This is a genomic window from Klebsiella pneumoniae subsp. pneumoniae HS11286 (assembly GCF_000240185.1).
GTDB lineage: Bacteria > Pseudomonadota > Gammaproteobacteria > Enterobacterales > Enterobacteriaceae > Klebsiella > Klebsiella pneumoniae.
In genome coordinates, this window is the sequence record NC_016839.1 from 51,039 (window position 1) to 68,346 (window position 17,308).

Sequence of the window (17,308 nt, forward strand, 5' to 3'; positions counted from 1 at the left end):
GATATTCTCCGGTGAGATTGATGTGTTCCCAGGGGATAGGAGAAGTCGCTTGATATCTAGTATGACGTCTGTCGCACCTGCTTGATCGCGGCCGCGATAGCTAGATCGCGTTGCTCCTCTTCTCCATCCGCGTTCCAAGCTGCGGAAAGGCACCCATAAGCGTACGCCTGGTCGAGCAGGCGACGCGGATCGACGTCCAGCGCACGAGAGAATGCGTCCGCCATCTGTGCAATGCGTCTAGGATCGAGACAAAGGTCGTCTCTGTCAGCCGGATCGTAGAACATATTGGCGGCGCCAAAGCCCACTTCACCGACCAGACCGACGGGATCTATCACCAGCCAGCCGCGACTGGAGAACATGATGTTTTCATGATGCAGATCGCCATGTAGCCCACGCAGTTCCGAGGCATTGCTCATCATTTGATCGGCTATAATCGCCGCGTGGACGTAGTCAGTTTGACAACCTGCGTTTTGATCATCGCGCGCCCGCTGAAACAAAGCTGCAAAGCGATCCCGGATCGGGAGAAGGGCAGAAGGCAGGGGTTCCTCAGATGCGGCATACAGCTTCGCCATTAGTTCCGCTGCAATTTCGGTCGCCTGGTAGTCGCCGTGCTCGGCAACGATGTGAGAGAGCATTCGCTCCCCGGCATATTCGAGCAACATCAGATTGTTCTCACGACCGAGCAACCGGACTGCTCCCCTCCCATTGCGCCATACCAGATAGTCGGCCCCGCGCAGTTCATCAGCAATGTCTTCTATAGGTTTCAATCCCTTGACGATTGCAGGAGTCCCGTCTGGCAATGAAACTTTCCAAACGAGGCTGGAAAAGGTGTCCGCAATGAGAACAGGTTGCGAAACGTGCCAATGAGCAGGAAAAACAGGCGGCATGAACATCAACCCCAAGTCAGAGGGTCCAATCGCAGATAGAAGGCAAGGCGTTCGCGGTCGGGGGCTTCGATCCCCAATACATTGAATAGGACAGCGAAGGCGCGCTCTGCTTCATCTGGCGCTGCCCAGTTCTCTTCGGCGTTAGCAATCATGAGTGCCAAATCGGCATAGCGATCTGCTGTTCCGAGCCGCCCAAGGTCGATCAGACCCGTGCATTGAAGAGTTTTAGGGTCCACCATGAAGTTCGGCATGCAGGGATCACCATGGCAAACAACCATATCGGTGCGCTCTTGGTCGAGCCGCACCGGTAGCTCTCGTTCGACACGAGCCAAAAGATCGAGCTGCGGCGTACTCTTGTCCTCGTCCGGTAAGAAGTCGGGATTGACGGCATTGCGGGACACCACATCAACGGCGCGTCCGAACATTCGCGACAGCCTGCGCTCAAACGGACATTGATCAACCGATAGGCTGTGAACAGCGCCAAGTTGCTGCCCCATTGACGGCCACGCTTTGAGCAAATCCGCTCCAGACAGATCAGCCGCCGGTACTCCCGGAATTGCCGTTATCACCAAGCATGCACCCTCCTGTTCCTCCTGCCAGTTGATGACCTCGGGGCAAGCCACACCTCGACCTTTGAGCCAAATGAGGCGGTCACGCTCTCCAGCGAGCTCACCGCGGCGGGAAGCAGGTGCGATTTTCGCGAAGGCATGCCCGTCACCACGTCGAAAAACAAAATCACCAGATTCTCCGCCTCTGACAGGCAACCAGTCAGAATGCGATTCACCAAAAAAAATATTAGTTCGATTCAATGGAGGTTCCTTCAGTTTTCTGATGAAGCGCGAATATAGAGAAATATCCCGAATGTGCAGTTAACGAATTCTTGCGGTTTCTTTCAGCGCCGCCAATACCGCCAGCCCGTCGCGCAAGGGGCGCGGCTCGTGTGTGCGGATGAAGTCAGCTCCACCTGCGGCGGCGGCAAGCTCTGCAGCGAGTGTCGCGGCCCCGACATCCCCCGGACCACGGCCTGTGAGCGCGCGCAGAAAGGATTTGCGCGAAACAGACAGAAGCACCGGCAAATCGAAGCGCAGCCGCAATTCATCGAACCGCGCCAGCACCGAGAGCGAGGTTTCGGGAGCAGCCCCCAGAAAAAACCCCATGCCGGGATCAAGGACAAGGCGGTTGCGTTTGATACCGGCACCCGTCAGCGCCGCGATGCGCGCGTCAAAGAACGCCGCAATGTGATCCATGATGTCGCCAGCGGGTGCCTCGCGCCGATCTGCCTGCCCGTCTTGCACCGAATGCATAACGACGAGTTTGGCAGATGATTTCGCCAATTGCGGATAGAACGCAGCGTCTGGAAAACCGCGAATATCATTGAGATAGGCCACACCACGCGACAAGGCATAGGCTTGCGTCGCGGGTTGATAACTGTCGAGCGAGACGGGAATGCCATCTGCCTTGAGCGCGTCCAGCACCGGCGCGATACGCGCGATTTCTGTGTCGGACGAAACAGGCGCGGCGTCGGGATTGCTGGATGCCGGACCGAGGTCGATCACATCTGCCCCCTCGGCCATCAGCTTACGCGCCTGCGCAATGGCTGCGTCTGGCGCCAGATACCGGCCTCCATCGGAGAAACTGTCCGAGGTTATGTTGACGATGCCGAAAATGATGAGCGATTTATTCATGGGGGCTTCTATAATAATAATAATCGAGCATGAGTCTCATACGGATGCTCGGGTCGAAAGGGAATCCCCAGGCGAGTAACCTGTTTGCGGTGATCCATTAGCTGCAGGAGCAGAATAGCATACATCTGGAAGCAAAGCCAGGAAAGCGGCCTATGGAGCTGTGCGGCAGCGCTCAGTAGGCAATTTTTCAAAATATTGTTAAGCCTTTTCTGAGCATGGTATTTTTCATGGTATTACCAATTAGCAGGAAAATAAGCCATTGAATATAAAAGATAAAAATGTCTTGTTTACAATAGAGTGGGATAAATGGACGCTAAAGAACTGAACCACATGATAGCTGAGGCCTACAGCCGGGATTTGCAAAAGCCTGAGCTGGTATCGTTCAAAGAGGTGAGTCGCTGGGGGCGTAAGTACGGTTTCCCCGTCGTATGCACTCTGGCCGATGAAAGTGAAGAAAAGCAGATCCACTGGGCTGCCAGTTTGCTCATTCAAGTAGCCGGTACTTGGCCGCGAGAAGATATGCCGGAATTGCTCACACCGGAACGGGGCTCCGCGCTGTTCAACGATGCGATGCAGTTATTGGCGAATGGGCTTGGAGCAGCAAATCAATTGCGCTGACAGCACAAACCTTGTCAATAAGCGGCCTTCATGGCCGTTTTTTTGTTTAAAGTTTGTTTTAACAGAACCATAATTAGATATTGCAGTATCATTTTATGATCGCTACAATCTTTCACATGTGAAAGTTTGGGGGTGGTCTTGATCACCTGCGAGAAACCAAAATAGAGGTGGGTATGGCAAAAGTAATCAGCTTCGCCAACCAGAAAGGCGGAGTGGGTAAGAGTACCCTCTGTATCCAGCAGGCCTTTTATCTGGCGTTACAGAAGAAAAAGAAAGTGCTGGTCTTGGATATGGATGGTCAGGGGAACACGTCCTCTCGACTGGCCCCCAGACGAGAGCTTGAGGATGGTGACTACGAGCCCATCCTCACAGGAACCAAAACCGCAGAGCTGTTCGCTTACGAGCTGGACGGCATTGAGGTCATGCACTGCCCTTGCGGTGCAGACCTCATTCATACGCCGAAAAACGACCCGGATCTGTTTGAGATGGAGGCTGTGCCTCTTGACCAGGCCATGAATCCGGCTCGCCATTTGGCTGAGCTGTTTGAGAACTACGACTACGTGCTGATTGATTGTCCGCCTAGCCTCGGCAGAAAGCTGGTGGCAGCGTTGGTGATGTCTACCCATGTGGCATGTCCAGTAAAGCTCTCTGGCTTCGCTGTGGACGGCGTAGAAGGTCTCCTGAACACGATTATTGGTGTGCGCGAGGCGTACAACCAAGATTTGGAGATCCTGGGCATCGTGATCAACGACATGGACCGCTCTGTCAATCACGACAAAGCCCTCAAGTCGCTGGAGAACACAGTTCCGGATCTGTTGTTTGAGAACAAAATTATGCACCGGCCTCCGCTCGATACGGCGACGACTGATGGCATCCCTGTCTGGGAGCTTCGCTATGGACATGTCGCGGCCAAAGAAGTTGAGGCGGTGTTGGAAGAACTATTAGAGAAGGTGGGCTAAGCGATGGCATTGAACAATTTAAAAGGCCTGTCCGAACTTGCTAAAGCCGCCAAAGGCAAGAAAGGCAAAGAGGTTCTTACCGTACCTGTTGACGACGTTGTATCCAAGGTCCAGGTTCGTAAGCGCTTCCGTAACATTGAAGAGCTGGCGGCAACCTTGCTGACCGAAGGGCAGCAGTCTCCGATCATCGTGTTCCCGAAGAACGAAGAAGGCAAGTTCGTCATCCAAAAAGGGGAGCGGCGTTGGAGAGCGTGTAAACACGCTGGTATCGAGACCATTGACTTGGTGGTGAATGATAAGGTCCAGAACAACTTGGACGAGACTGCTGGTGAGCTGATCGAAAACATCCAGCGGGATGACTTGACTCCGGTAGAGATTGCCGAGGCGTTAAACCTGTTTATTGAAGAAGGTTGGAAGCAAAAGGATATTGCTGATCGGCTCGGTAAGAATATCACTTTCGTATCTACGCATCTGTCGTTGCTCAAGCTACCTGACTGTGTGCGTGAGTTATACGATAATGAAGTATGTTCTGATACAGAGACCTTGAATAACCTTCGTCTCTTGTTCGATCTGAATGAAGAAAGATGTCGCGCCGTCTGCGCGGTGGCTATGTCTGACGGGATTACTCGTAAACAAAGCCGTGAGCTGCTGAATGATGCCAAACGTATCAAAGACGAAATGGAAAAAGGCCCACTGACTGGCTCCCACCAGAATGATGAGCTTGGCGCTGGCAACACCGACGAGCAATCCCTCAACTCGGGTGGGGATGGTACGTCGGAACAAACCGGGAATGACGACCTGAACCTTGCCCAGGAGGAACTGGAAGGGGGTAAAAATTCCAATGGTCAGGACGATGATGACGAAGACCCTTTGCGTGATGAAGAGGGTGAGCACAAAGATCCTGTCAAGCAGCCAGATAACAGCGGCAAGGACAAAGATGAAGAAGGCGGTGATGCTCTTCCTCCTCTGCCGAAGGACAAGGAATGGAAGAACGTCCGGGCTGACAGTTTGATTTTTGCTGTCAACGTTAACCTGGATGGCGAGACCAAACGTGGAGTCATCATGACCGACCGTGTTGCTCTGGTTCCGTCTACTGTCTGGGTTAAAACGCTCGATGGCGAAGGCAAGGAAAAGCATGTTCATGTGCCTGTGTCAGACATTGAACTCCTGAGTGTCGAAGGCTAATAAAGGAGGCCCAGCCAGAGAGGTTGGGCCTGTCAAGAACAGGTGAATATGAAGATCTCACAGGACATGAAAAGAAAATTTGCTTTGGTGAATGCCCTGTCTAAAACGGAGAAGCCAAGTCTCCAAGACCTTCACAAGGCAACAAATATTCCTGAATCAACGATCAAGAGACAGTTGTCTGCCCTGCGTGATGAGTTCGGAATGAATATCTTGTTCGTCAGGGAGTCTACCGGCGAACGAGGTGCCACCGGCTACTACATGCTGACAGACTGGGGGATCTTAGACAGGTCTTCGTTCTTGAACCGGTACGGAAAACTGTAAGGTGCCATAGAGCAGCGCATTGAATGCAAAACCCGCCAATCGGCGGGTTTTTTTATGCTGCCACGGTAGCGGCGGTTGCTGGAGGTTTTTCGGCGTAGTAGGCGATGTTCTTGGTTCGTCTGCTAAGGGTGTCTATGCCGACGATACTCAGCGTTTTGGGAGTGGTATTGCGGGACTCGAAATAATGGAATAGCTGGATCATGCAGCACTTCACCATCAACGGATCGATGTCTTCCAGGTAGATTGAGGCTTCTCTCAATGCTTCGGGACCGTGGTTCTCGATCAGGTTTTCCATCCAGTGAATGGCGTTGATGCCAGAACCACAGCAGGGCTCATAAAAGTCTGCCGAAGACTGTGAGCCAACAATGAGTGACATCAAGCGGCCAATCTCTGGAGGAGTGGGGAAGTAATTGGTGCCCTTCTTGTGGAAGCCAGACATGCTTAGGACGTAACCCAAAACATCGCTGGTGGGGTCGCGCTTAATGGCGGCAGACAGGACGTGAGAGAGCTCGAAGGCGACCGGCTGAAGTTCTTCCGGGATCTCCTCCTTGGCTGGGTATAGGCCAGTCTGCAAGTATGCCCACTGGTCAATAAAGGCCTCAACAAACCGAGATGTGCCCATTCTGTATCGGGACTGCTCGATGAGAGATAAAGCCTTGGATGTAAGTTGCTGTGTTTCTGGTGACATAAGCGCTCCAGTTTGTTCTGACGAAACATTCAAGAGGTAGAAACGAAGAACCCCGCCGAAGCGAGGTTCTTTGCTTTCCTGCCTGATCGCCTTAATGCCGAAGCAAAGACGTCTTGATAAAGTCGGGGCAACCGGACATTTCCCGGTCGATGAAGTCCTGACGTTTCGCCAGCGGCCATTTCATGAACGCCGCGAGCGGGATGCGCTTATTCGTGTTAGTATTGCCTTGCAGCATAACAAAGCTCCTTAATTGCTTGATTGTGTTGTAAGGGCTGCAACGAAGGTCGAAGAGCGATGCGGCCCTTATTTATGATTATTACAGCATCATAAAATAATATCAAGGGACAATAAAACGATACCAAGAAACAAAACTTTCACATGTGAAAGTCTCCCCGCTGTCCACCTCGCACACTCCAAACGCCCAAATAACTTGTCTATCTGCCCAAAATGGGCGCGTAAGCGTCCGATAGAAAGTAATTGTTAGTGAGATATTGACTACACGGAATATGGCTATATCATAGAATCATAAAATGATACTGTAAAAGTGATATGTATGCCAAAGCAAGCAAATCATCTCCGTTTGAAGAAACCTTGCGCCAACTGTCCATTCCGGAAGGAGGGCGCTATCGAGCTGGTCCCTGGGCGATTAGAAGGCATCATCAACGACATCGTTGAAAACGACATGACGACGTTTCATTGCCACAAGACCGTGCATTCAAAGTCAGGTGGTGAATGGGATGAAGAGGGTAACTATGCACCTTCGGGACAAGAGTCGATGTGTGCCGGTGCTGCGGCTTACTTGATGAAAATAGGCAGGCCGACAGTGGCTATGCGAATTGCCTTTGCGTTTGGTGATGCAAAGGTGTCCGACTGGGACGAAGCTCAAGAGCTGGTTGTCGAGCCTTTGGTACAAGGGGACCGAAATGAGTAAGCGATATGCGGTAGTGCCGCATCCGAAACTGAAACGAGAGTACAAAGGTCGGCTGGTCAGAACTACTCGGGTACTAAAAAACGGCTGGGGGGTGATCCCTCTAGGGGCTGTGGCAACGGTCACGCATCAGTCTCCCAAGGGATCAGAACTGACCTTTGAACCATGCGACTGCTGCGGCCTGAAAGCCATTATCAGTCATGTAAGCATGGACTCCATTGAATTTATCGAACCGATTACTGAGGAAGAAGATGGACGAGAACAAGCTCAACATTGAAACGGTCGATGGGCACAACGAGCTGGTAGTCAGCTTTTTGTCCAGAATGGTAAGCCTGAGTGACGAGGAAAAGCAGACAGTATTGTCCTGCCTTCCGGGCACCGGCAAACAAACAATCACCCAGCTCTATGAGGCGCTGCGTTCTCAAGGGCACCAGGATCTTGCAGAGAAGGTCGAACCATACCTCCAGCAGGGGGTGTTTGGGCCGATCTTCGATAACGCCAAGTCCAAGGTGTTCGTTCGGGACGAAGCGCCTTTTTTCCTCATGGATGAAAATCCTTTGAACTGGGATGACGCTAAAGCATTCAATCGCCTACGTATGAGTACGACCTGTGTTCTTGGCCGTGGCGGCTGGACTATCGGTGAGCGCTTTGATGACCGCTTTGATACCGAGGTGGGCGGAACACAGCTTATCGTCACCCAGTCACTCAACGAAAAAGGTGAGATTGAAGGAGGACTTCCTACCTCGATGTCGCTGAATGACTTTGCTGAGTTCCCTAAACAGCCAAGGCCTCCTCAAATAGTCGATTACCAGGAAGACAAGCGATACACGCTTGAGGAAGCGGAAGCTATCCCTGAGCTCGCACCAGTGGTTCAGCGTCTGAAAGAGCGCATCGAAGAGTATGAGGAGAGAAGAGCCCATGATTGACATGACATGCCGCCTCTGTGCTGGTTCCGGTGTTTATGACTTTTCCCCTTCCAAAGAAACCTGCGGTATGTGCCAAGGGCATGGGAAATTTGCTGACGCCAAAGCAATGCTGGTGGCTGCCATCGAGCTGGCAAAGAAGCAACGCGAGCCGGTCATTGAAGTGGTAATGGGGTTGGTGCTCCAGGGTGTGGATGTTAGAGGGAAGGAGCCTGGAGAGCGGTTCAAGGCTGCTCAGGCCTTTAACGCCCCAGGGCACAACCTATTACGATACGGGTGGGATGCTTGGGAGCTCTATGCCCTCCATGAGGGTGTAAGTCCAGAACTTGCATCGCTTGGCCGAAGTGTGATGCGCGAGTGGCATAGCCATTCATGGGGCCGGTTCAGTGGAGAGGTAGGCTTTAACGCCGCCGAGATCATGATCAAACAGGCCAAAGACAACCCAGAAAAAGCAGAAGAGCGCTGGGCGTTCCTGCTTAGTGAAGAATGGATGGTGGAGTAATTGTCGTGACAGAACAAACCAATAAGAAATTGATGCTGGATGAGTCTCCAGATATGCCCCTGCAATTCAAGTGGAGAAAGTTTGGTGGTGCGATTTTTACTGCCACGCAAACAATGGAGCACGTCAAGGAAGGACGTAAGCTCGGGCCGACTCCAGCAGGGATGCTACCTCAAGAAGTGTGGCTGAACCGCCTGATCGCTATGGAAGAAACCCTGCCACGAGGGAAGTTTTTTGACAGATTCCGCCGCCGCGACAAAAACGAGCAGTATGACTTGGCCGCCGATCATCTCCGTCTTGTCGGACAGAAAAAGCGATAGGGGGATAGATGAAAGCCCAGGCATACCCACCATCAGTCATTCGTAAAGGCGCTGTGTTGTACGCAGCCCTTTATTACATCTCTGATGATGATAAAGCAAAGGTCGAGGTTACAGAGTGTTGTGGTCAAGTTTTTTTGGACACGCCGATCAGATGGTAGGGTTATGCACAGGCGGGCAACTGGGCGGCAGGGCTGGCCAGCGTTTCGTACTGTGCGGGTGATCGGTAGCCAAGTTTTGAATGCAATCGGGTACTGTTATAAAAGTTAACGATGTAGTCGGTGATGTCTTGTTTGGCTTCTGTATGGTTGGCATACCGAGTCTGCCAGACACGCTCCATTTTCAAATTCAGAAAGAACCGCTCCATCACGGCATTGTCCCAGCAATTACCCTTGCGGCTCATGCTGAGTACCAGACCATGGTTTTCAAGTAATTGCCGGTGTTCAGCACTGGCATATTGACTGCCCCGGTCCGAATGAACCAATAAACCCGGTGCCGGTTGGCGAACCGAAATAGCCATGCTCAACGCATCGCACACCAGCTGTGCAGGCATGGTCGGTGCCATGGACCAACCCACGATGCGACGTGAATACAGATCCAGCACAGCGGCCAGATATAGCCAACCGCTGTCGGTCCGAATGTACGTCACATCGCACACCCAGGCCGTATTGGGTGCTTCAGGCTCAAACTGACGGTTGAGCACGTTCTCTGCCACCGGCAAATGGTGTTTGCTATCGGTGGTATGAGCGAACTTGCGACGCCAACAGGCCTTGAGTCCACAGGCTTTCATCAAGGTACGACAGCGATGACGTCCAACATCATGGCCCTGGGCACGCAGGGCTGCACTCAAACGACGACTGCCATAGGTGCGACCACTGGCAAGAAAAACCGCCTGAGCATGCACGCTGTCCTGGCAAATAGGTTTGGGTGTATTGACTCTGCGACGCGCTGCGTAGTAACCAGAGCGACTGATGTCCAACGCCTGACAGACCTGCTTGATCGGGGCCTGCTTCGCTAACTCAGTGACAACATCGTGGATCACTTTATTTCCCGTGCGAAGAAGGCCGAAGCTTTTTTTAATAATTCATTGTCTGATTTTAGTCGCCTGACTTCGGCTTCCAGTTCTCGAATACGTTGCTGCTCAGCCGTTAACGGTTTACCAATCCCCGGCCTGCCGGCTGACTCGTCATCCAGTTGGTGTACCCAGCGTCGGACCACACTTTCGGTCAGCTTCATTTCGCGGCAGACTTGGCTGACGCTGACGCCTTGCTCGCGCACCATGCGCGCCACCTGTAACTTGAACGCTGGATCAAAGGTTCGGCGATTCTTGGTTGTGTCGGTTGTCTTGTCGGTCATCTCTTCATGTTCCTTGTCGGGGGGAAAACACCCGATCAAAGTGTCCATTTAAATTTGACCACAACAGTGTCGATGATGCTGGTGGCGTGAATCGAACCTATGGGGACCAGTCTCCTGTCGATTTTTCTGCCATCAAAGATGACCTGTATGTACCAAGTGACCTGTAGGAGAGCACTAGCTATGGTGGTGATCATCGTAAACACAGGACACTATGAGTTTATCGGCCTTGGTGAGACCCACGGACAAGCCACAGAAGGGCTTTTGAAACGCTGGGACGAACACTGCGAACGTAATCCGGATGCTGAGTCTGGTTACATGCAGGAGCTGATAGAAGAAGGAAGCGCACAAGTTGTCGAGATGGAGCCCGGCTCCGCCGTAATTTACGGACTTGACGGCTAAGCCTTCTCAACTAACCCACTCGGGCGCATCATCCCGAGAGGGTGTGGTGCGTCCTAACCAAAAGGAATGCACTATGTCTAACTTTGAACAAGCTCTGGAGCGTACTGACGGTAAAACACTGATTCTCAGCAATGGGAGTAAGTGGGCAGGCCAAGACCCGGACAGCATTCAGACTTTACTGGATGTCCTGGGTGACAACGTTCTTGACCCGATGTTTGAGCAGTATCACTGTTATCGCCCATACCCGTTTGAACCAATGGTGAGGACGGGGCGAAATGGCGAAATGTTCCAGCCTTGGCTTGGGGCAGCCTGCTTCTTTGGGAACTTCCTGACCGTCTCTCATGTTTTCAACATCATCACGAAAGATGACGGTGTTGTTGAGGCCTTAACAGAGGCGATCCGGAAGAATATGGCGACTGAACAGTACCAGCAGAATGCCTATGAGCGTTATGCCGGTTGGTTCTACGCTGAAACCAGCGAAGGGTTAAGGCTAGTCTCTCCAAGTGAGGCTGCCGACATCCGAGCTGGCGCAGTTTCAAAGCTGCGTTACCCAAGAAACTTCGAGGTTATGAAAACTGCGGTTCTCAAAGGTCCTCGATTTGATACTGAATTAAACCGCAAGGCTTCTTAACCCAAACATTAACCCCACGGGGGACATCGGTCCCTGAGGGGATGGTGTCTCCCTCTGAAATTAAGGAGATACCAATGATTAAACAGCATTTTCAAAACGAACTGGTTAAGTGTGGATACCCGGATGATCTGACGATTGAGTACAGTCTCGGATACTGCCAGGGGGATGGCGTAGCCTTCTACGGGGATTTGAGCGTTGATGACGTCAAAGCTCTCATGAATCGCCTATTCAGCACTGAGCCCGGCCAAGTGGATGCTGTCAGCCGCGTGAAGAACCTGATGGCACAGAAAGACATTGAGAATATGCTTTCTGTCCTCCGCGAATATGGTTCCTGTGACCTGTCCATTACTCGGAATAGTCACGGGCATCACTACAGCCATTGGAACTGCATGAACATCGACGACAACGTGGACTTCACAGGGATCTTCCCTGATGATGATTCCATGATTGGCACCGGCATTGAAGGGATTAACCAGGATATGGTCGAGCGCTGGCAAGACCTCTGGGAACGCTTTGTGCTGGAGCTGGCGGATGATGTAAAAAGTCTTTCCAAGAAGCTCGAAGCGGACGGGTACTCGCTGATCGAGGCCTCTCCATGCGAAGATGAAGTGGTTTGGGAACGGGCCACTGAAAACTACCTGGTGCGTGTTACTGAACTCCCTGAGCGGGATTTCGATATGGGCCACTGGGATGACGAAGTAAGAGACCAAACAATTTGTTCTATCCTGGAAGGGAAAGAGCGAGTGCTTGGCCTACGTGTTGAGGTACTCTCTCGTGAAAACGAGATTGTCCTGGGTGAAGAGAGTCTGCACGGCTTGACCGTTGCCAGTGATGACAAGAGCTACGCTGGCTACAGACGAGAACTTCTCCGGGGCGCTATCCAGCAAACCAGGGACTTTTTCTCTCGCCACCTCAAAGCGGCATAACAAGGCAGGGGGAAACCCCTGCTTTACTTCCCAAGTCTTCTTACTCATGGTTAAGCCATCAGTAAGCAGATTTTGTCCTCCCTGAGGGCGAAAGCGTGCGATAGCTGGTCGCCAAAAACAAACAGCAAATTAACGTTAATTTATTAATCCCTGCGGGAGTCTATCTCCTGCTGGAGATACCTCCCGTTATTTCTGGAGGTATCCATGAACAAATTCCAAGACTTTAAGTTGGTTTATCGTCAAGGTGGTCGTCGCTTAGAGCGTGTCTTTAAGGACACTCTTTACGCGAATGTGAAGCGTGTCGCTGACTCGTTTCCTCCGACCGTTCTTTGGCGCATTCAGCCAGCGTAAAACTCGGAACCTTAAAGCTCGGCTTTGGCCGTGACCTTTCAATAACCCATGCGGGTACACTTCCCCGCACGGGGTAGGTGTACCCATTAACTTTGGAGTACACCTTATGAACCAAGTAGCTAAATTGGACCTCGCCCAAATCCGTCAACAAGCCATCAATGATGGTCTGCTGGTGGACCAATCTTCCATCGGTAAACAAGCTGGTTTCCTGACCAATGTGGCAGTGACCCCGGCAATTGTCGATGGAGTATTTGGTGCAGATGGTAAGCACTCGGTAGAAGACTTCCTTTTCATGTTTTTGCAGCTTTGTGTTGCTCAAACAAAGGTCGCTTTTACCGACAACAAGAATTGGGGAAAGATTCGTCTTTATTACCCCATGCCCACTGTAGATGGCTTTTTCAAACCCACTGAGGTTGTGATTAAGTCAGATCCTGTAACCGCAGATGTCACAATCATGATGGCCTCGGAAGATGGCACTCATTTGTGCTTGTGATATTCACAAAATTCGCCTCCGTTTCGGGGGCGACCTTTTTAAACCCCTCGCCGGGGAGTTCTCCCCGGCTGGGGAGCCTCCTTGGCACATTCTCCCGGTGTCGGGGTTTCCTTAAAACCCTGGCGACGGGGGTTTAAGGAAGCCTCGATGCTGGGGTTCACGCTAAGGAGAAAACCTATGTCTTACTACAAAGCTGACACCGTTCGTGAAGCTGCAAACGGAAACTGGCTATTCATCCTGGCGGCCCTAGCGCCCCATCTTGAACCAGCTCTCCGTAAACCTGGTCGTCATGTTTCTTGTCCTATCCACGGCGGGAAAGATGGCTTCCGACTGTTCAAGGATGCCCACCTGACTGGTGGCGGCGTATGCAATACATGCGGTGCCAATCATGATGGTTTTGAGCTGCTGATGTGGCTCAATAACTGGGACTTTAAACAGTGCCTGAGCGAGGTTGGTGATTATCTGGGCGTTGAGAAAGAGCAACCCCAGTATCAACAAGCCGCTGCACCGACACGAGCTCCTGTCCAGGCCAAAGCGCCTGTTCAGCAAGAGCCTATGAAGGTGAATAACAAGGTTCTCGATTCCAAGAATCGTAAAAAATCCATTGCCGGTACTCTGATTGCCCACGGTAAAGCTCCTTATGAGCATAACGAAGACAACGAGCTCAGCTACTTTGCCTTCATCCGTGACAAGAGCGGTTTGGAACGCACCATCTGGGGCGTGGATCTTGAAAGAGCCATTGGTGAAAGTGAAGCCAAGTATGGGGATGAGATCGTCATGACAAACCTCGGGCGCGAGCCTGTAACTGTCGTCGTTGAAGTTAAGGACGAGCAGGGGAATGTTGTGAGAGAACAACCTATGCAAACGCATCGCAACACCTGGCTGGTGGAACGTCGCGGCGCTACGGTAACGCAGTTCCGCGCTCGCTCGAACGGTGGTGTTGAGCCGGTGAGTCACCATGTTGAGTCGGCCCCTGTGGTCAACCGCACGGTAGAAGCTCCGGCACCGCAAGTACAACATGCGGCCACACAACCGGAAGAGCAAAGCAGCGAAAACAAGCCGAAAGTTGTTCCGATGTTTCGTGAACAACCTAAGCCTTGGCTGCTTGAGCTCCAAGAAGAAATGGAGAAGAGAATGGAGCGCGAACGCGCTTACAGTGCTCGTCTCCGTGAGAAAATCGAGAAGGTATGGAACGAGTGTTTGCCGTTCTCCAGTCATGTGACTGAGCCAATGCGTCTGTACTTCAAAAACCGCGAGCTTCTGTTCAAGGTTGATGAAGTAGAAAAAACAGACTGTCTGCGGTTCAATCCGGCTATGGCCTACTACGACGAAGATGGCAATGAAGTTGGGAAATTCCCGGCTATCGTCTGCGCTATCCGAGATGTGGAAGGCAACCTGGTAACGCTCCACCGCACCTATCTCACCCAAAACGGTAAAAAAGCCAAGGTCGGCAACGCCAAGAAGATGATGCCCATTCCTGACGGTTTGGATGTCAATGGCGCGGCCATCCGCCTCGGTGAACCGACTGAGGGTATCCTGGGTGTTGCAGAAGGGCTGGAAACAGCCCTGTCAGCTTATCGAGTCACTCAAATCCCGGTTTGGTCAACGGTCAATGCGACCCTGATGGAGTCCTTCGAGGTTCCAGAAGGTGTTCACACCGTACTGATCTGGGCTGACAAAGATAAGTCTGTGACTGGTGAGAAGTCAGCGAACGTGCTGAAAGCCAAGCTGGAGAAGCGCGGCATTCGTGTGTACGTCCTGCTGCCTAAACTCCCGATCCCGCCCAGAGCGAAAGGGATTGACTGGAACGATGTCCTGATGAGTCAGGGAAGCCTCGGTTTCCCGAATGCTCGCTACCTGCGCGATTTCATTGCGAGAAGGAGAGCTGAGTATGGCCGTCATTGATGTCTCGAAGGTTGATACAACGCCTGGTAACGACGCGGTGTGCCCCTTTTCTCCCCCTGAGGGGTGGGAGGGGGACTCTGCGGCCTACGTTGAGCTTATGCGGTCTCGGTATCGTCATCTGATGCACGGCCAGAGAATGATGGTGACAGCCTCCTTCGCAAGAAGGGAGCCTATCCAAGTTACTGGCCCGTTTGCTGATGAAGCGACGAAGATCATTAACTCAATGAAGATGAACAAGGCGAAGCCAACAGCTTTGTCTGCCTAAAACTTTAACCCTGAGGGGGTGTTCATGCCCTCTCGGGCATGATTCGCCTCCTCTTCAACTATGGAGGTAATCATGAAAAAGTTTTTGCGTATTAAGACGTGGTTTGTGCGTCTTTTCTCTCCTGACAAGAAGACTCTGGGAGCTATCGGTGAAGACCTGCGTAAGGTCGCCGTAACAGCCATCGGTGTCGGTATTGTAGGATTGGCTGTATCTGGGGACACTATAACCGTCAAAGAAGCCGGTTTGGTGTTGGTCATTGGGGTTATCCTGTGGATCTATGGTATAATCTTAACCAAGGTCAGCAATTCCTAAGGGGGTCAAATGGACGCTTTCACATTAGGCATGTTGGGGTTGCTCATTTTTTTCACTGTCGTCACTGGCGGCAGTCTGTATCTCTACCATGAGAAACAGAAGGAAAAAAAGCATCACAACGCCTAAAGAGTAACTGCGATAATGAACGTAAAGGCCAGCAATAGCTGGCCTTTTTTTATACTTGCAGTTTGAAGTGTTACATGTCACGATGAAGTTGGTGTGACATGTAACGGTAAAGGTGTTTTTTTGAAAGTATCCAATGAAGATGCTCAGGCTACGGCGATCTATCTCCTCAGAGCTGCTTCGCGCCCAGCTTTCTGGCGTGACGTCCCATTCGATAAGAAACTTGAAGCCGTGGACAGCCTGAACAGCATGGGGCGATCACCATCAGAACTCACTGAATGGATTAATAAATATCTGACAGCAGAGCAAATCAATAAACTCGGGACATCAATTAGGCAACGTCGCAGAAGGGGATATGGTGTTGGTAAAAGCATAACTATAAGCGATAAAGCCCACAGGATTTTGAAGCGGTTGGCAGAAGTCGATGGTTGCAATTTGTCAGAAGTGATAGAGAAACGCCTAGCCCGAGCTTATAAAAATACTTGGGACCACAAATAGAGTGGCACTAGGGGTTGCATTTTTAAAACCCGTGGTAGCATCTAAATGAACCCTAACGAATAGGGGTGCTGGCGGCGATGCCGACCATTATCCCGATAATGGAGAAATAGACCATGATGACACTGACTACTGTCTCGAAGAAAACTTCTAATAATTCAGCCCTTGTATTCTGGCGCGTTGGTACAAAACGGAAAGGCATCCTTGATGTTCGTATTGATTTTGACAACGAGGAGGCAGATCTTTTGGCTGAGCTCGTAGCCATTCGCTATCTGGCGCTGGACAAACAGGTTTTTTGCAGAGAGCCAGGTGCTGGTGCTGGTTACAAGCTGGTGGTATCCAAAGGTGCGATTAAAAAGCTGGCGCTGGGCAAATCCACCAAGGAGTTTGCATTCAAGTTTGCGGCTTGCCTCACTGGACGTTTAAAGGGCGCTACTATTGAAGTTTCGCAGAGCATGGAGTTTATGGATGAGCCGGGTGAGGGCAACGTTGAGCTCCTCGATGTGGACAAGCAAGCCTATACTCAAACCCATGACGAAATCTCTACACCGGCCATTGGTCCCGTCCTTGTTACTCAACATGCCATCGATCAGTATCAGGCCCGGATAACCTCTGGAGACCCTAAAAAACCGTGGGCCTCACTCGTTGGTCGCCTCCAGCATCCAGAGTTACAGGTTCAACCCTTTGACGAGAAAGTGGCTCGCCATAAAGCCAGAAAGTATGGCCGCGTAGATAACGTGGAAGTCTGGGGCCATAGAGATTCCAAGTTCAAGTACCTGATGGTGATCAACGACGACAACCAAAAACGTGTTCTTGTCACAGTGTTTGAGCGAAATGAGTAACCTGCTTCTCATTTGTTCTGAATACACAACCTCTCCAAATCACGTATTCATACCCTAAAAGGGCAAAAACGCAGTCGTTGATAACGACTCTCCCACCTGAAAATAGCTCCAGCATAAAAACTGGAGCTGTAAATGAGATCGAGACCTTCCCTTTTACTGATGCGAAACCTGCGGTCATTGGCCGTTGTGGTGCTCGCAAC

General features: G+C 51.5%; 30 protein-coding genes. 20 read left to right on the forward strand and 10 right to left on the reverse strand.

The window, feature by feature from the left end; translation table 11 throughout:
- Window positions 1–56 precede the first annotated feature (56 nt).
- Genes KPHS_p300860 through KPHS_p300880 form a run of 3 tightly spaced genes read right to left on the reverse strand, consistent with a single transcriptional unit; the run spans window position 57 to window position 2,572 of the window.
- Window positions 57–893: a streptomycin 3'-kinase gene (locus KPHS_p300860; protein ID YP_005221034.1), complete on the reverse strand. Its 837-nt coding sequence runs from the start codon at window positions 891–893 to the stop codon at window positions 57–59.
- The gene (locus tag KPHS_p300870) at window positions 893–1,696 is read right to left on the reverse strand and encodes a hypothetical protein (protein ID YP_005221035.1); all 804 of its coding nucleotides are present in this window, start codon (window positions 1,694–1,696) and stop codon (window positions 893–895) included. The genes KPHS_p300860 and KPHS_p300870 overlap by 1 nt, the downstream gene beginning before the upstream one ends.
- 60 nt (window positions 1,697–1,756) lie before the next feature.
- Window positions 1,757–2,572 (reverse strand): Dihydropteroate synthase, encoded by an 816-nt coding sequence (locus KPHS_p300880; protein ID YP_005221036.1) that lies wholly within the window; start codon window positions 2,570–2,572, stop codon window positions 1,757–1,759.
- 306 nt (window positions 2,573–2,878) lie between these two features.
- Here KPHS_p300880 and KPHS_p300890 point away from each other — a divergent pair, with 306 nt between their 5' ends.
- Entirely contained in the window at window positions 2,879–3,190 is a 312-nt protein-coding gene (locus tag KPHS_p300890) for a hypothetical protein (RefSeq protein YP_005221037.1), read from the forward strand.
- Window positions 3,191–3,204: 14 nt separating this feature from the next.
- On the opposite strand, the gene KPHS_p300900 is transcribed toward KPHS_p300890, so the two are convergent.
- Complete coding sequence (locus tag KPHS_p300900; protein ID YP_005221038.1) at window positions 3,205–3,336, reverse strand: hypothetical protein; 132 nt, start codon at window positions 3,334–3,336, stop codon at window positions 3,205–3,207.
- Between the two features lie 27 nt (window positions 3,337–3,363).
- On the opposite strand from KPHS_p300900, the gene KPHS_p300910 reads away from it, so the two are divergent.
- Genes KPHS_p300910 through KPHS_p300930 form a run of 3 tightly spaced genes read left to right on the forward strand, consistent with a single transcriptional unit; the run spans window position 3,364 to window position 5,655 of the window.
- Window positions 3,364–4,149: a hypothetical protein gene (locus KPHS_p300910; RefSeq protein ID YP_005221039.1), complete on the forward strand. Its 786-nt coding sequence runs from the start codon at window positions 3,364–3,366 to the stop codon at window positions 4,147–4,149.
- Between the two features lie 3 nt (window positions 4,150–4,152).
- Entirely contained in the window at window positions 4,153–5,334 is a 1,182-nt protein-coding gene (locus tag KPHS_p300920; RefSeq protein YP_005221040.1) for a ParB family protein, read from the forward strand.
- Window positions 5,335–5,382: 48 nt separating this feature from the next.
- The gene (locus KPHS_p300930) at window positions 5,383–5,655 is read left to right on the forward strand and encodes a hypothetical protein (RefSeq protein ID YP_005221041.1); all 273 of its coding nucleotides are present in this window, start codon (window positions 5,383–5,385) and stop codon (window positions 5,653–5,655) included.
- A gap of 52 nt (window positions 5,656–5,707) precedes the next feature.
- On the opposite strand, the gene KPHS_p300940 is transcribed toward KPHS_p300930, so the two are convergent.
- Window positions 5,708–6,343, reverse strand: a complete 636-nt coding sequence (locus KPHS_p300940; RefSeq protein ID YP_005221042.1) for a hypothetical protein — start codon at window positions 6,341–6,343, stop codon at window positions 5,708–5,710.
- Window positions 6,344–6,434: 91 nt separating this feature from the next.
- A complete protein-coding gene (locus KPHS_p300950; protein YP_005221043.1) occupies window positions 6,435–6,578 on the reverse strand; it encodes a hypothetical protein in 144 nt (47 codons plus the stop codon).
- A gap of 318 nt (window positions 6,579–6,896) precedes the next feature.
- Between KPHS_p300950 and KPHS_p300960 the strand changes: the two genes are divergently transcribed.
- Complete coding sequence (locus tag KPHS_p300960; protein ID YP_005221044.1) at window positions 6,897–7,274, forward strand: hypothetical protein; 378 nt, start codon at window positions 6,897–6,899, stop codon at window positions 7,272–7,274.
- Window positions 7,275–7,416: 142 nt separating this feature from the next.
- Here the strand turns inward: KPHS_p300960 and KPHS_p300970 are convergent, their stop codons facing one another.
- Window positions 7,417–7,536, reverse strand: coding sequence for a hypothetical protein (locus KPHS_p300970; protein ID YP_005221045.1), 120 nt, complete (start codon window positions 7,534–7,536; stop codon window positions 7,417–7,419).
- Between KPHS_p300970 and KPHS_p300980 the strand changes: the two genes are divergently transcribed.
- The 4 genes from KPHS_p300980 to KPHS_p301010 are packed head-to-tail and all read left to right on the forward strand — an operon-like array spanning window position 7,523 to window position 9,171.
- On the forward strand, window positions 7,523–8,197 hold the full coding sequence (locus KPHS_p300980) for a thymidylate kinase (RefSeq protein ID YP_005221046.1): 675 nt from the start codon (window positions 7,523–7,525) through the stop codon (window positions 8,195–8,197). The genes KPHS_p300970 and KPHS_p300980 overlap by 14 nt on opposite strands.
- A complete protein-coding gene (locus KPHS_p300990) occupies window positions 8,190–8,696 on the forward strand; it encodes a hypothetical protein (protein ID YP_005221047.1) in 507 nt (168 codons plus the stop codon). The genes KPHS_p300980 and KPHS_p300990 overlap by 8 nt, the downstream gene beginning before the upstream one ends.
- A 5-nt stretch (window positions 8,697–8,701) precedes the next feature.
- On the forward strand, window positions 8,702–9,013 hold the full coding sequence (locus KPHS_p301000) for a hypothetical protein (RefSeq protein ID YP_005221048.1): 312 nt from the start codon (window positions 8,702–8,704) through the stop codon (window positions 9,011–9,013).
- A gap of 8 nt (window positions 9,014–9,021) precedes the next feature.
- Window positions 9,022–9,171, forward strand: coding sequence for a hypothetical protein (locus tag KPHS_p301010; RefSeq protein ID YP_005221049.1), 150 nt, complete (start codon window positions 9,022–9,024; stop codon window positions 9,169–9,171).
- Between the two features lie 2 nt (window positions 9,172–9,173).
- Here KPHS_p301010 and KPHS_p301020 read toward each other — a convergent pair whose 3' ends face one another.
- Both KPHS_p301020 and KPHS_p301030 read right to left on the reverse strand, forming a co-directional pair.
- On the reverse strand, window positions 9,174–10,052 hold the full coding sequence (locus tag KPHS_p301020; protein YP_005221050.1) for an integrase catalytic subunit: 879 nt from the start codon (window positions 10,050–10,052) through the stop codon (window positions 9,174–9,176).
- Window positions 10,049–10,366, reverse strand: coding sequence for a transposase IS3/IS911 family protein (locus tag KPHS_p301030; protein ID YP_005221051.1), 318 nt, complete (start codon window positions 10,364–10,366; stop codon window positions 10,049–10,051). The genes KPHS_p301020 and KPHS_p301030 overlap by 4 nt, the downstream gene beginning before the upstream one ends.
- Window positions 10,367–10,546: 180 nt before the next feature.
- Here KPHS_p301030 and KPHS_p301040 point away from each other — a divergent pair, with 180 nt between their 5' ends.
- The 11 genes from KPHS_p301040 (at window position 10,547) to KPHS_p301140 (ending at window position 17,108) form a co-directional block, all read left to right on the forward strand.
- Window positions 10,547–10,765 (forward strand): hypothetical protein, encoded by a 219-nt coding sequence (locus KPHS_p301040; RefSeq protein ID YP_005221052.1) that lies wholly within the window; start codon window positions 10,547–10,549, stop codon window positions 10,763–10,765.
- 73 nt (window positions 10,766–10,838) lie between these two features.
- Window positions 10,839–11,396, forward strand: a complete 558-nt coding sequence (locus KPHS_p301050; RefSeq protein YP_005221053.1) for a pyruvate/2-oxoglutarate dehydrogenase complex dehydrogenase (E1) component eukaryotic type beta subunit — start codon at window positions 10,839–10,841, stop codon at window positions 11,394–11,396.
- A 74-nt stretch (window positions 11,397–11,470) separates the two neighbouring features.
- Entirely contained in the window at window positions 11,471–12,322 is an 852-nt protein-coding gene (locus KPHS_p301060; RefSeq protein ID YP_005221054.1) for an NgrC, read from the forward strand.
- 204 nt (window positions 12,323–12,526) lie between these two features.
- A complete protein-coding gene (locus KPHS_p301070) occupies window positions 12,527–12,673 on the forward strand; it encodes a hypothetical protein (RefSeq protein ID YP_005221055.1) in 147 nt (48 codons plus the stop codon).
- A 106-nt stretch (window positions 12,674–12,779) separates the two neighbouring features.
- The gene (locus KPHS_p301080) at window positions 12,780–13,166 is read left to right on the forward strand and encodes a hypothetical protein (RefSeq protein ID YP_005221056.1); all 387 of its coding nucleotides are present in this window, start codon (window positions 12,780–12,782) and stop codon (window positions 13,164–13,166) included.
- A gap of 177 nt (window positions 13,167–13,343) precedes the next feature.
- Window positions 13,344–15,071, forward strand: a complete 1,728-nt coding sequence (locus tag KPHS_p301090; protein YP_005221057.1) for a hypothetical protein — start codon at window positions 13,344–13,346, stop codon at window positions 15,069–15,071.
- The gene (locus KPHS_p301100; protein YP_005221058.1) at window positions 15,058–15,336 is read left to right on the forward strand and encodes a hypothetical protein; all 279 of its coding nucleotides are present in this window, start codon (window positions 15,058–15,060) and stop codon (window positions 15,334–15,336) included. Before KPHS_p301090 ends, KPHS_p301100 begins: the two co-directional genes overlap by 14 nt.
- Window positions 15,337–15,408: 72 nt before the next feature.
- Window positions 15,409–15,648, forward strand: a complete 240-nt coding sequence (locus KPHS_p301110) for a permease (RefSeq protein YP_005221059.1) — start codon at window positions 15,409–15,411, stop codon at window positions 15,646–15,648.
- 9 nt (window positions 15,649–15,657) lie between these two features.
- Window positions 15,658–15,774 carry a hypothetical protein gene (locus tag KPHS_p301120; protein ID YP_005221060.1) on the forward strand — a complete coding sequence of 39 codons (117 nt, stop codon included), beginning with the start codon at window positions 15,658–15,660 and terminating at the stop codon, window positions 15,772–15,774.
- Window positions 15,775–15,894: 120 nt separating this feature from the next.
- The gene (locus tag KPHS_p301130; protein ID YP_005221061.1) at window positions 15,895–16,269 is read left to right on the forward strand and encodes a hypothetical protein; all 375 of its coding nucleotides are present in this window, start codon (window positions 15,895–15,897) and stop codon (window positions 16,267–16,269) included.
- 113 nt (window positions 16,270–16,382) lie between these two features.
- The gene (locus tag KPHS_p301140) at window positions 16,383–17,108 is read left to right on the forward strand and encodes a hypothetical protein (RefSeq protein YP_005221062.1); all 726 of its coding nucleotides are present in this window, start codon (window positions 16,383–16,385) and stop codon (window positions 17,106–17,108) included.
- Here the strand turns inward: KPHS_p301140 and KPHS_p301150 are convergent.
- Window positions 17,083–17,286 carry a hypothetical protein gene (locus tag KPHS_p301150; RefSeq protein YP_005221063.1) on the reverse strand — a complete coding sequence of 68 codons (204 nt, stop codon included), beginning with the start codon at window positions 17,284–17,286 and terminating at the stop codon, window positions 17,083–17,085. The genes KPHS_p301140 and KPHS_p301150 overlap by 26 nt on opposite strands.
- Window positions 17,287–17,308: the final 22 nt, after the last annotated feature.